At 71.8% G+C, this 12,330-nt stretch carries 9 protein-coding genes and 1 pseudogene; 7 read left to right on the plus strand and 3 right to left on the minus strand.

Translation table 11 applies throughout. The annotated features are described in order from the left end of the window. Positions 1–93: 93 nt before the first annotated feature. From ABZY33_RS00285 to ABZY33_RS00305, 5 genes and pseudogenes are all read left to right on the plus strand, one after another. Positions 94–1,596, plus strand: coding sequence for an aldehyde dehydrogenase family protein (locus tag ABZY33_RS00285; RefSeq protein WP_356489161.1), 1,503 nt, complete (start codon positions 94–96; stop codon positions 1,594–1,596). A 75-nt stretch (positions 1,597–1,671) separates the two neighbouring features. Continuing rightward, on the plus strand, positions 1,672–3,354 hold the full coding sequence (locus ABZY33_RS00290) for a GMC oxidoreductase (protein WP_356489162.1): 1,683 nt from the start codon (positions 1,672–1,674) through the stop codon (positions 3,352–3,354). Then, a pseudogene (locus tag ABZY33_RS00295) lies at positions 3,354–4,430 on the plus strand (glycine betaine/L-proline ABC transporter ATP-binding protein); the annotation flags it as partial. The gene ABZY33_RS00290 and the pseudogene ABZY33_RS00295, both read left to right, overlap by 1 nt. 496 nt (positions 4,431–4,926) lie before the next feature. Continuing rightward, positions 4,927–6,891 carry an ABC transporter permease subunit gene (locus ABZY33_RS00300; protein ID WP_356489163.1) on the plus strand — a complete coding sequence of 655 codons (1,965 nt, stop codon included), beginning with the start codon at positions 4,927–4,929 and terminating at the stop codon, positions 6,889–6,891. Between the two features lie 3 nt (positions 6,892–6,894). Beyond that, a complete protein-coding gene (locus ABZY33_RS00305) occupies positions 6,895–7,866 on the plus strand; it encodes an ABC transporter substrate-binding protein (protein ID WP_356489164.1) in 972 nt (323 codons plus the stop codon). Between the two features lie 234 nt (positions 7,867–8,100). On the opposite strand, the gene ABZY33_RS00310 is transcribed toward ABZY33_RS00305, so the two are convergent. Genes ABZY33_RS00310 through ABZY33_RS00320 form a run of 3 tightly spaced genes read right to left on the minus strand, consistent with a single transcriptional unit; the run spans position 8,101 to position 9,808 of the window. Next, positions 8,101–8,898 (minus strand): isocitrate lyase/phosphoenolpyruvate mutase family protein, encoded by a 798-nt coding sequence (locus ABZY33_RS00310; protein WP_356489165.1) that lies wholly within the window; start codon positions 8,896–8,898, stop codon positions 8,101–8,103. Continuing rightward, positions 8,892–9,341 carry a carboxymuconolactone decarboxylase family protein gene (locus ABZY33_RS00315; RefSeq protein WP_356489166.1) on the minus strand — a complete coding sequence of 150 codons (450 nt, stop codon included), beginning with the start codon at positions 9,339–9,341 and terminating at the stop codon, positions 8,892–8,894. Before ABZY33_RS00315 ends, ABZY33_RS00310 begins: the two co-directional genes overlap by 7 nt. Continuing rightward, complete coding sequence (locus tag ABZY33_RS00320; RefSeq protein WP_356489334.1) at positions 9,338–9,808, minus strand: carboxymuconolactone decarboxylase family protein; 471 nt, start codon at positions 9,806–9,808, stop codon at positions 9,338–9,340. Before ABZY33_RS00320 ends, ABZY33_RS00315 begins: the two co-directional genes overlap by 4 nt. 148 nt (positions 9,809–9,956) lie before the next feature. Between ABZY33_RS00320 and ABZY33_RS00325 the strand changes: the two genes are divergently transcribed. After that, positions 9,957–11,663 carry a PLP-dependent aminotransferase family protein gene (locus ABZY33_RS00325; protein WP_356489167.1) on the plus strand — a complete coding sequence of 569 codons (1,707 nt, stop codon included), beginning with the start codon at positions 9,957–9,959 and terminating at the stop codon, positions 11,661–11,663. A gap of 277 nt (positions 11,664–11,940) precedes the next feature. Further along, positions 11,941–12,330 carry a hypothetical protein gene (locus tag ABZY33_RS00330; protein ID WP_356489168.1) on the plus strand — a complete coding sequence of 130 codons (390 nt, stop codon included), beginning with the start codon at positions 11,941–11,943 and terminating at the stop codon, positions 12,328–12,330.

Below are 12,330 nucleotides of genomic sequence, written 5' to 3' on the forward strand. Positions count from 1 at the left end.
CCGGGCAGGGACATCCGGCACCACGGCAGACCGCTCCCCAGGGGCATCTGCGGTGTTCGGGGGAGAAAACCGGAACGGAAGGCGAAGCAGGACGTGTCAGTACAGAGCACCATCCATGTCGGCGGAGAGTGGCGCGGCGCCGCCGCAGGGGCCACCCGCGAGATCCTCGACCCCGCGGACGCCACGACGTTCGCGGTGATCGCCGAGGGCGGTGCCGAGGACGCGGACGCCGCGATAGCCGCCGCGCGCCGCGCCTTCGACGAGGGCCCCTGGCCGAGGACGCCCGTCGCCGACCGTGCCGCGCTGCTGCGCCGCGTCGCCGACCTCCTCGTCCGGGACCGGGAGAAGATCGGCCTCCTGGAGAGCCGGGACGCCGGCAAGACCGTGGAGGAGGGCCGCGTCGATGTCGACTGCGTCGCCGACGCCTTCCGCTACTTCGCCGACCTGGTCATCGGCGAGGGCGCGGGCCGCGTCGTCGACGCGGGGTCCGAGGAGATCCACAGTGTCGTCGTGCACGAACCGGTCGGTGTCTGCACGATGATCACGCCCTGGAACTACCCGCTGCTCCAGGCGAGTTGGAAGATCGCGCCGGCGCTCGCCGCGGGCAACACCTTCGTCGTCAAGCCGAGCGAGATCACCCCGCTGACCACGGTCGTCCTGATCGAACTGCTGGTGGAGGCCGGACTGCCGGCCGGTGTCGCCAACATCGTGACGGGCCCCGGCGCCACCGTCGGCGCCCGCCTCGCCGACCACCCCGACGTCGACCTGGTCTCCTTCACCGGCGGCCTGGCCAGCGGCACCAAGGTGGCGCAGGCCGCCGCCGCGGGCGTCAAGAAGGTCGCCCTGGAGCTCGGCGGCAAGAACCCGAACGTCGTCTTCGCCGACGCCTGCGAGACCGAGGACGGCTTCGACACCGCCGTCGACCAGGCGCTCAACGCCGCGTTCATCCACAGCGGCCAGGTCTGCTCCGCCGGCTCCCGCCTCATCATCGAGGAGTCCGTCCGCGAGCGCTTCGTCGCCGAACTCGCCCGCCGCGCCGAGAAGATCCGGCTCGGCCGCGGCACCGAGGACGGCGTGGAGTGCGGGCCGCTCGTCAGCGAGCAGCAGCGCGACAAGACCGAGTCCTACGTCGCCTCCGCGCTCGCCGAGGGCGCGGTGCTGCGCAGCGGCGGCAAGCGCCCCGAGCCGAGCGCCGCCCGGCCCGCCACCGGTTACTTCTACGAGCCGACCGTCCTCGACCAGTGCCACCGCGAGATGCGCGTCGTGCGCGAGGAGACCTTCGGGCCGATCCTCACCGTCGAGACGTTCCGCACCGAGGACGAGGCCGTCGCCCTCGCCAACGACACCGAGTACGGCCTCGCCGGCGGCGTGTGGACCGCCGACGCCGGGCGCGCCCGGCGGGTCGCCGCCCGCCTGCGCCACGGCACCGTCTGGATCAACGACTTCCACCCCTACCTGCCGCAGGCCGAGTGGGGCGGCTTCGGGAAGAGCGGCGTGGGCCGCGAGCTGGGCCCCGCCGGGCTCGCCGAGTACCGCGAGGCCAAGCACATCTACCAGAACCTGGCGCCGAAGCCGGTGCGGTGGTTCGCGGGCTGAGCCCGCCCTTCTTCCTGCCTCCGCACCGCCACCACCACTTACGCGAAGTACCTTGCCTCGCCTTGGAGTTGACGCATGCCTGAGAACCCTGAACCGCCGCAGAACGCCACCCGGGCGGAACACGCCGTCCGGGCGGAACACGCCGTCCGGGCCGGGAACGCCGACCCGTCCCCCGGGAGCGGCCCGGCCCCGCACACGTACGACTACGTCATTGTCGGCGGCGGCACCGCAGGATCGGTGATCGCCTCCCGGCTCACCGAGGACCCGGACGTCACCGTCGCCGTCATCGAGGGCGGCCCCAGCGACATCGACCGCGACGACGTGCTGACCCTGCGCCGCTGGCTCGGGCTGCTCGGCGGCGACCTCGACTACGGCTACACCACGACCGACCAGCCGCGCGGCAACTCGCACATCCTGCACAGCCGCGCCAAGGTGCTCGGCGGCTGCTCGTCGCACAACACCCTCATCTCGTTCAAGCCGCTGCCCGGCGACTGGGACGAGTGGGCCGCCGCCGGCGCCGAGGGCTGGGACCACCGGTCCATGGACCCCTACTTCGCCAAGCTGCGCAACAACATCGTCGCCGTCGACGAGAAGGACCGCAACGCCATCGCCCGCGACTTCGTCGAGGCCGCACAGACCGCCACCGGCGTACCGCGCGTCGAGGGCTTCAACAAGGGCCCGTTCAAGGACGGCGTCGGCTTCTTCGACCTCGCCTACCACCCCGAGAACAACAAGCGTTCCTCGGCCTCGGTCGCGTACCTCCACCCCCACATGGAGGCCGGCGACCGCCCCAACCTGACGCTGCTGCTGGAGACCTGGGCGTACAAGCTCCACTTCACCGACGGCCGTGACGGCGCCCCGGACGGGGAAGGCGCGGACGTCGCCGGCCCGCGGGCGCGCGGGGTGCACGTGCGCTCGAAGGACGGCGAGGAGCGGCTCATATCGGCGCGCCGCGAGGTCGTCGTCTGCGCCGGCGCCGTCGACACGCCCCGCCTGCTGCTGCACTCCGGCGTCGGTCCCCGGGCCGATCTGGAGAAGCTCGGCATCCCGGTCGTGCTCGACCTGCCGGGAGTCGGCGAGAACCTGCTCGACCACCCGGAGTCGGTCATCGTCTGGGAGACGGACGGACCGATCCCCGACAACAGCGCGATGGACAGCGATGCCGGCCTGTTCATCCAGCGCGACCCCGAGGCCGCCGGACCCGACCTGATGTTCCACTTCTACCAGATCCCGTTCACGGACAACCCCGAGCGGCTGGGCTACGAACGGCCCGAGCACGGCGTCTCCATGACGCCCAACATCCCCAAGCCGAAGAGCCGCGGCCGTCTCTACCTGACCAGCGCGGACCCCGAGGAGAAGCCCGCCCTCGACTTCCGCTACTTCACGGACGAGGACGACTACGACGGGCGGACCCTCGTCGACGGCATCCGCATCGCCCGCGAGATCGCCAGGACGCAGCCGCTGGCCGGCTGGCTCAAGCGCGAGGTGTGTCCCGGCCCGGACGTCACCGGCGACGAGGAGCTGAGCGAGTACGCCCGCAAGGTCGCCCACACCGTCTACCACCCCGCAGGCACCTGTCGCATGGGCGCCGGGAGTGATGAACTCGCGGTGGTCGACCCCGAGTTGAGGGTCCGCGGGCTGCAGTCCATCCGAATCGCCGACGCGTCCGTCTTCCCGACGATGCCCGCGGTGAACCCGATGATCGGAGTGCTCATGGTCGGGGAGAAGTGCGCCGAACTGCTGGGTGGTGATGCGTGATGAGTACGCAGACTGTGGTGCGGGACCCCGCCCCCGACGCGAACGCGGGAACCGCTTCCGCCGAGACCGTCTTCTCCGTCCGCAACCTGTGGAAAGTGTTCGGCCCCAAGGCCGAACGCGTCCCGGACGACGCGGAGCTGACCGAGCTGAGCGCCGCCGAACTCCGCACCCGCACCGGCTGCACCGCCGCCGTGCGCGACGTCTCCTTCGACGTCCGGCGCGGTGAGGTCTTCGTGGTGATGGGCCTGTCCGGCTCCGGCAAGTCCACGCTGGTGCGCTGCCTGACCCGCCTCATCGAACCCACGGCCGGCTCCCTGTCCATCGACGGCGAGGACGTACGCGCCATGGACAAGAGCCGGCTGCGCGCGCTGCGCCGCCACCGCGCCGCGATGGTCTTCCAGCACTTCGGCCTGCTGCCGCACCGCACCGTCCTCGACAACGTCGCCTACGGACTGGAGATCCAGGGCGTCGGGCGCGCCGAGCGCCGGGCCAAGGCGATGGAGGTCGTCGCCAAGGTGGGCCTGGAGGGGCTGGAGTCCCGCCGCCCCGGCCAGCTCTCCGGCGGCCAGCAGCAGCGGGTGGGCCTCGCCCGGGCCCTCGCCGTCGACCCCGAAGTCCTGCTGTTCGACGAGCCGTTCAGCGCGCTCGACCCGCTCATCCGGCGCGACATGCAGGAAGAGGTCGTGCGCCTGCACCGCGAGGAGGGCCGCACGATGGTCTTCATCACCCACGACCTCAACGAAGCGCTGCGCCTCGGCGACCGCATCGCCCTCATGCGCGACGGCCGCATCGTCCAGCTCGGCACGCCGGAGGAGATCGTGAGCGCGCCCGCCGACGACTACGTCCGCGCGTTCGTCCGCGACGTCCCGCGCGAACAGGTCATGACGGTCCGGCGCGCCATGCGCCCCGCCGACGCCGACGAGGCGGACCGCGGCCCCGAGATAGCCCACGACGCCACGGTCTCCGAGGCGATCGAGGCGGTGGCCCGCAGCGGGTTCGCCGTGCGGGTGATGGACGCCGACCAGTGCGTGGGGATTGTCGACCATGAACGGCTTCTCGGGGTCGTGGCGGGGACGAATGTGGTCTCCGGGGGGACGGGTGGTGCCTCCGGGGGAACGGATGGCGCCCCGGGGGCGGGTGGCGCCCTCGAGGGGGCGAGTGGCGTCTCCGGGGGGCCCGGGGGTGTGGCCCGTTCGAGCGGTGCGGCGGGTTTGAGCGGTGTGGTCGGGGCTGACGGTGCGTCCGGTTCCGGCGGCTCCGCTAGCGCCACCGGGTCCGCCGGGTCCGCCGGGTCCGCCGGGTCCACCGGTTCTGGCGGTTTTGCCGGCTCCGCCAGTTCTGCCGACTCCTCCGGTTCCGCTGGGTCCGCCAGGTCCGCCGACTCCGCTGACTCCGCCGGTTCTGACGGCTCCGCCGACTCCTCCGGTTCCGCTGACTCCTCCGGTTCCGCTCGTTCCGCCAGTCCCTCCGACTCTGCCGGTTCCGCCGGGTCCGCCGACGTGGCCGGATCAGACGGTTCGGCCGGCCCGGCCGATGGTCCCGCGTCCGCCGCGGGCGACAAGGCGGTCTGATATGTCCGCTGCTGTCACCGTTGCCCCCACCAAGGACACCCCCACCCGCCAGAACGCCCTGCTCCGCAACCGCGTACTCGGCAAGCTCCTGCTGCTCGCCGCGGCCGCCGCGATCATCGCCCCGCTCCTCAACGCCCGCTGGTCCAGCGGCAGCTGGCCGGACGCGCTGACCGTCGACGTCTCCGAACCGCTCGGCAAGGCCAGCGACTGGATCATCGACAACCGGGACAGCCACCCGCTGTTCCTCTACTTCCTCGGCCACATCAGCAACGCGATCGTCCTCTCCATCCGCGCCGTCTACCTCGTGCTGCTCGCCGCCGGCTGGGCCGGCGTGACCGCCGCGGCCGGTCTGATCGCCTGGCGCGTCGCCGGTTGGCGCCTGGCCGCCTCCGCCGTAGTCGCCTTCCTCGTGTGTGGCGCCCTCGGCATGTGGGTGCCCACCGTGCAGACACTGGCGCTCATGGTGGTCGCCGTGTTCGTCTCGGTCGTGCTCGGCGCCGTACTCGGCCTCGCCGCCGGCCTGAGCGACCGCATGAACCGCGTCCTGCGCCCCGTCCTCGACACCATGCAGGTCTTCCCCGCCTACGCCTACCTCCTCCCGGTCGTGCTGATCTTCGGCATCGGCGTGCCCGCCGCGGTCCTCGCCACCGTCGTCTACGCCGCCCCGCCCATGGCCCGCCTCACCGCGCTGGGCCTGCGCTCCGCCGACAGCGGCGTCATGGAAGCCGTCGCCTCGCTCGGCGCGACCGGCCGGCAGCGGCTGCTGACCGCCCGTCTCCCCCTGGCCCGCAAGGAACTCCTCCTGGGCCTCAACCAGACGATCATGATGGCCCTCTCCATGGCCGTCATCGCTTCCGTCATCGGCGCGGGCGGCCTCGGCGACCGCGTCTACCAGGCGCTCGCCTCGGTCGACGTCGGCGCCGCTCTCGCCGCCGGCATCCCGATCGTGCTGCTCGCCGTCGTCCTCGACCGCGTCACCAGCGCGGCGGGGGAGCGGCTCGGCTCCGATGAGACCCCGGCCCCCTGGAAGTGGGGCGTCGTCGCCGCCGGCACCGTCGTCACCGCCCTCGCGGCGCGCTTCGCCGACCGCCTGGAGTGGCCCGACTCCTGGGTCGTGAACATCGCCACCCCCGTCAACGACGCCGTCGACTGGATGACCGACCACCTCTACACCGGCGTCCCCTACGTGGGCGGCACCGCCGACTGGGCCGGCCACTTCACCACCTGGATCCTCGACCCGCTGCGCTCCGGCCTGACCTGGCTGCCGTGGTGGGCGGTGCTGCTGATCGTCGCCGCGCTCGCCTGGCTCATCGGCACCTGGCGCACCGCCCTGACCGCCGTGCTCGCCATGGCCGCGATCGGCGTGCTCGGCGTCTGGAAACCGTCCCTCGACACGCTCTCCCAGGTCCTCGCCGCCGTCGCCGTGACCCTGGTCCTCGGCTTCGCCGTCGGCATCGCCGCCGCCCGCAGCGACCGCCTGGAACGCGCCCTGCGCCCCGTCCTCGACGTCTTCCAGACCATGCCGCAGTTCGTCTACCTGATCCCGGTCGTCGCCCTCTTCGGCGTCGGCCGCGCCCCCGCGGCCGCCGCGGCCGTCGTCTACGCGCTGCCCGCCGTCGTCCGCATCACCGCACAAGGACTGCGCCAGGTCGACCCCGCCGCCATGGAGGCTTCCCGCTCGATGGGCGCCACCACGGCCCAGCAGCTGCGCCAGGTGCAACTCCCGCTCGCCCGCCCCGCACTGCTTCTCGCCGTCAACCAGGGCGTCGTCCTGGTCCTCGCCGTCGTCATCATCGGCGGCCTCGTCGGCGGCGGCGCTCTCGGCTACGACGTCGTCTTCGGCCTCGCCCAGGGCGACCTCGCCACGGGCCTCGTCGCGGGCGCCGCGATCGTCTGCCTCGGTCTGATGCTGGACCGGGTGACGCAGCCGACGGAACGCCGCACCCGCGCCGGAAAGAAGGCCTGACCCATGCGCACACGTAGGACTCACAGGTCACTCGCCACCGTCGCCGGGGTGGGCGCCCTGCTGGCCGTCACCGGCTGCGGCGCCGCCGACATGACCAAACAGGCGTCCCCCTACGCCAACGCCCAGGGCGCCAAGACGGTGACCCTCTCCGTCCAGTCCTGGGTCGGCGCCCAGGCCAACGTCGCCGTCGCCCAGTACCTCCTGGAGCACGAACTCGGCTACCGCGTCGACACCGTCCAGGTCGACGAGGTCCCCGCCTGGGACGCCCTCAGCCAGGGCCGCGTCGACGCGATCCTGGAGGACTGGGGCCACCCCGACCAGGAACAGCGCTACGTCAAGGACAAGAAGACCATCCAGAACGGCGGCGACCTCGGCGTCACCGGACACATCGGCTGGTTCGTCCCCACGTACTTCGTCAAGCAGCACCCCGACGTCACCGACTGGAAGAACCTCAACAAGTACGCCGACCAGTTGAAGACCGCGGAGAGCGGCGGCAAGGGCCAACTCCTCGACGGCTCCCCGTCCTACGTCACCAACGACAAGGCCCTGGTCCAGAACCTGAAGCTGGACTACCAGGTCGTCTTCTCCGGCTCCGAAGCCGCCCAGATCACCCAGATCAAGCAGTTCGCCAAGCAGAAGAAGCCGTTCCTGACGTACTGGTACCAGCCGCAGTGGCTCTTCAAGAAGGTGCCGATGACCGAGGTGAAACTGCCCGCCTACAAGGAGGGCTGCGACGCCGACCCGGAGAAGGTCGCCTGCGCCTACCCGCAGACCCCGCTGCAGAAGTACCTCAACGCCGACTTCGCCCGCGGCGGCGGCAAAGCCGCGGCCCTCCTGAAGAAGTTCCACTGGACGACGGAGGACCAGAACGAGGTCTCCCTCCTGATCGCCGAGCAGAAACTGTCGCCCGGCGAAGCGGCCAAGAAGTGGATCGACACCCACCGCTCCACCTGGGAGGCGTGGCTCCCCCGATAACCGGGCAGGTTGTACGGTGCCGGGTGCCTTTCCTGACGGGGGCACCCGGCACGGTCGTATCCGGGGCGCGGTCGTATCCAGGGCGCGGTGTGGCTGCCGGACTGGGCACCGGGCCGGGGCTCCGGCCGGGCTCCCGGACAGGGCGGCCGCACAGGCCCGGTCGGCCCGCATCTGCCCCCGGGCGCCGGGTGTGTGGACGCGGGGTGCGTGCCCCCGGCCGGTTCGCGGCGCGGCTCAGGCGAGGGTGGCGGCGATCTCCCGCAGCGCGGCGGCCGCCCTCCGCTGCAGTCCGGGTCCGAACGTGATCCGCGTCGCCCCCAACTCCCCCCACTCCTTCAACGTCGGCCCCCCGGGCGGCGCCCCGACGTTGATCGGCCCCTCGATCCCGGCCCGCAACCGGGGCAGCGCCTCGGCCGGCGCCCCGATCGGGTACACACAGTCCGCTCCCGCGGCGACGTACAACCGGGCCCGCTCGATCGCCTCCCCGACCGGGTCGGCGACCCCCTGGACGAGGAACGCGTCGATCCGCGCGTTCAGCACGACCCGGTCACCGGCCGCCGCCCGGACCTCGGCGAGCCACTCCGCCTGCTGCTGCGCGTCCTTGAGGACCCGCTCCTGCTGCCCACGGCCACCGGAACCGGTCGGTGCGGCAACCGCACCCGTCCCCGAGTCCTCCAGGTTGCACCCGACGGCGCCGGTCTCCAGCAACCGCTCCACGAGCTCCTTCGGCGCGAGCCCGTACCCGGCCTCGATGTCCGCGGAGACCGGCACCGACACGGACCGCACGATCCGGGCCACGGCAGCGAACATCTCGTCCGCCGGCGTCCGCCCGTCCTCGTACCCGAGCGACGCGGCGACCCCCGCACTCGGCGTCGCCAGAGCCGGGAACCCAGCCTCCTCGAAGACCCGCGCACTCGCCGCGTCCCACGGCCCCGGCAGGATCAACGGGTCACCGGCCGCGCGACCGTGATGCAGGGCACGAAGCACAGCCACGGGAGTGGTGGCCCCCTGCGACAGCTCCGGGTTCACCATGCGGGTCCTCCTGGTGCGATACGGCGGCTGACCATCAGCCGGTTCCAGCTGTTGATCGCGGCGATCGCCGCGATCAGGTGAGCCAGCTCGCTCTCACTGAAGTGCTCGGCGGCGAGTGCATACGTCTCGTCGGGCACGAACCCCTCCGTCAGTACCGTCACCGCCTCCGTCAGCGCGAGCGCCGCCCGCTCCCGCTCGCTGTACAAGTCGCCCGCCTCGGCCCACGAGTCGAGCAGCGCGATGCGCTTCGTGCTCTCCCCGTTCTTCTCGACGGCGATGTCGACATGCATGTCGAGGCAGAACGCGCACTCGTTGATCTGCGACGCCCGGATCATCACCAGCTCGGCGAGGACGGGGTCCCCGAGCCCCTTCTTCGCCGCCGCGCCGAAGGCCACCATCGCGTCCCGGACACCGGCGTCCAACTGCGTCGTCCGGGCACTCACTTGAAGTCTCCGGCCTTGTAGTGCCCCGGCGCCTGACGGGTGGAGACCCCGAACCTGTTCCACGCGTTGATCGTCGCGATCGCCGCGATCAACTGGCTCAGCTCCTTCTCGTCATAGACCTTCGCCGCCCTCTCGTACACCTCGTCCGGCACGAAACCGTCCGTGAGCACCGTGACCGCGTCGGTCAGCTCGATCGCGGCGATCTCCCTCTCGGTGTAGTAGTGCTTCGACTCCTCCCAAGCAGCGAGCTGAATGATCCGCTCCACGCTCTCACCCGCGGCCAGAGCGTCCTTGGAGTGCATGTCCAGGCAGAGCGCACAACGGTTGATCTGCGACGCGCGGATCTTGACCAGCTCGTACGTCACCGGGTCGATCCCGCGTCGAGCCGCCGCGTCGAGCCGCACCATCGCCTTGAAGACCTCCGGCGCGTGCTGCGCCCAGGCCAGCCGCGGCGCGTGCTCGTGCATGAGCTGCTGGCCGCCTTCGGTCCCGCCCCCGTCCCGGCCGCCTTCGTGCCCCTCGGTCCCATGCGTCTCATCCACAGTCGTCTCGCTCTCGTGTGTCGTCATGCCTCAACCCTAAGAAGGGATTAGCCCAGCGGTATGGTCCATTCCCATGGTGAAAAACTGGGCCACTTCGCCCTCCGGGCAGGCCCTCGGCATCGACCTCCACATCGAGCCCACCGGTCCCGGCCTGCGGCGGGGCCTGACCGACGCACTCCGCGAGGCCGTACGCGGCGGCCGCCTCGCCCCGGGCACCAGGTTGCCTGCCTCCCGCACCCTCGCCGTCGATCTGGGCATCGCGCGCAACACCGTCGCCGACTCCTACGCCGACCTCGTCGCGGAGGGCTGGCTCACCGCGCGCCAGGGCTCCGGCACCCGGGTCGCCGAACGCCCCGTCGAAGCTCCCCGCCCCGTCCAGCGCCCGGGCCGCCGCGCCCCCGGCAAACTCCTCCACGACCTCCACCCCGGCTCCCCCGACCTCGCCTCCTTCCCCCGTGCCGAGTGGCTTCGCGCCTCCCGCCGAGCCCTGACCGCCGCCCCGAACGAGGCGCTGGGCTACGGCGACCCCCGCGGCCGCCCCGAACTACGGCTCGCCCTCGCCGACTACCTCGCCCGCGCCCGCGGCGTCCACGCCCACCCCGACCGACTCGTCATCTGCGCCGGTTTCGTCCAGGGTCTGACACTGCTCGGCGAGGTACTGCGCCGCAGGGGTGTCCACGACATCGCCGTCGAGTCGTACGGCCTCGATGTCCACTGGAACCTCCTGACCCGTGCCGGCCTGCGCACCCACCCCCTCCCCTTGGACGAACTCGGCACGGACACCGGCGAACTGGACACCTGGAGCGCCGGCACCGAACCTCTGCCCCGCACCGCCCACTTGCCGCGTGACGGCGACTCGGCCGGTCATGACGCATCGGCTCGGAGTGGCGCGACGGCTCAGTTGGGCGACTCGGCCCGGATGGGTGACTCGGCTTGGGTCGGCGACTCGTCCGGCAATGACAGATCGACTCGGGACAACGGCTCGTCCCGAGTCGAGCGCCCGTCCCGGAATCGCGGCACGGCCGGCACCGGGGGTGCGGCCAGGACGGTGGAGTCGGGAGCATCCGGAGCCCCTGCCCGGGTGACCGGCGTCGGTGCGGCCCTGTTGACACCCGCCCATCAGTTCCCCATGGGCGTTCCACTCCACCCGGATCGGCGGGCCGCCGTCGTCGACTGGGCGCGGCGCACGGGAGGACTGATCCTGGAAGACGACTACGACGGCGAGTTCCGCTACGACCGCCAGCCCGTCGGCGCCCTTCAGGGACTCGACCCGGACCACGTCGTCTACCTCGGCACCGCGAGCAAATCACTCGCCCCCGGACTTCGGCTCGGCTGGATGGTCCTCCCGGCCGGTCTCATCGACGAGGTCATCGACGCCAAGGGCGTCAGCGACTGGTCCTGCGGCGTCCTCGACCAGCTCACCCTCGCCGAATTCCTGAACTCCGGTGCCTACGACCGTCACCTGCGCAGCGCCCGGCTGCGCTACCGCAGGCGCCGCGACCAACTGGTCGCCGCCCTAGCCGAACGCGCCCCCGCGGTCCACGCCACCGGAATCGCCGCCGGCCTGCACGCGGTCCTCCAACTCCCGCCCGGCACCGAGCAGTCCGTGGTCCGTGCCGCCGCCTGGCAACGCCTGGGCGTCGCAGGTCTGTCCAGCTACCGTCACGAGGACATCGACGTCTCCACCACCCCGCTCGACGCCTTGGTCGTCGGCTACGGCACCCCGCCCGACCACGCTTGGGCCGGAGCCCTGGACTCCCTGTGCCGCGTACTCCCGTAGCGACGACGAGACAGGACAGGCGGGGCGGACCCTGCCTCCTGGGCTCACCGCCCATGCTCGCGGCACGAACCGGGCCCGGAGATGCAAGTGGCGGCAGGTGGCGAGGGTCCTGCCGGCTCTGGGGAACCGGCGCATCACCGCTCACCGTGTTCTTCTACGCTGACCGCCGACATACACCAGGACGCGCCGGGGCAACCGGGAACAAGTCGCGGCCGGTCCCACGGTGCCGGTCCTGCACGGCGGTGGGTATCAGCAGGCAGACGGGGGGATACGACGCATGGCGGAGAAACGACGGCGACTGCGGTCGAGCACGGTGGTGCTCGGCAGCATGGGCGTGCTGGCCGCAGCCCTGACCTCCTGCAGCTCCGACCCGGACCGGCGCTGCGTGGACCGGGACAGTTACGAATCGGCCAACGGGTACAAGATCGTCAGCGACCAGTACTGCAAGAACGGCTCGGGTAAGAGCTCGACCGGTAAGGGCCGCAAGAGCGGTGCCGGGACAGGTGGCAGCGCGAGCGGTACCAGCAAGAGTGGCCGGGTCGACGGCGCCTGGTACTACGACGCCGATGTCAGCGGCCGCCGCGCCGACGACGGCACCTTCAGCCGCAGCGAAGCCGTCGACCGGGGCGGCTTCGGCTGCTCGGGCTCCGGCTCCGGAGGCGGCTGA

It is taken from the genome of Streptomyces sp. NPDC006552, from assembly GCF_040611655.1.
In the GTDB taxonomy this organism is placed as follows: domain Bacteria; phylum Actinomycetota; class Actinomycetes; order Streptomycetales; family Streptomycetaceae; genus Streptomyces.

What these genes read in the sequence shown, in the direction of transcription:
- ABZY33_RS00290 (WP_356489162.1), top strand. Translation starts at nt 1,672, where the DNA reads ATGCCTGAGAACCCTGAACCGCCGCAGAACGCCACCCGGGCGGAACAC.
- ABZY33_RS00300 (WP_356489163.1), top strand. Translation starts at nt 4,927, where the DNA reads ATGTCCGCTGCTGTCACCGTTGCCCCCACCAAGGACACCCCCACCCGC.
- ABZY33_RS00305 (WP_356489164.1), top strand. Translation starts at nt 6,895, where the DNA reads ATGCGCACACGTAGGACTCACAGGTCACTCGCCACCGTCGCCGGGGTG.
- ABZY33_RS00310 (WP_356489165.1), bottom strand. Translation starts at nt 8,898, where the DNA reads ATGGTGAACCCGGAGCTGTCGCAGGGGGCCACCACTCCCGTGGCTGTG.
- ABZY33_RS00320 (WP_356489334.1), bottom strand. Translation starts at nt 9,808, where the DNA reads ATGCACGAGCACGCGCCGCGGCTGGCCTGGGCGCAGCACGCGCCGGAG.
- ABZY33_RS00325 (WP_356489167.1), top strand. Translation starts at nt 9,957, where the DNA reads ATGGTGAAAAACTGGGCCACTTCGCCCTCCGGGCAGGCCCTCGGCATC.
- ABZY33_RS00330 (WP_356489168.1), top strand. Translation starts at nt 11,941, where the DNA reads ATGGCGGAGAAACGACGGCGACTGCGGTCGAGCACGGTGGTGCTCGGC.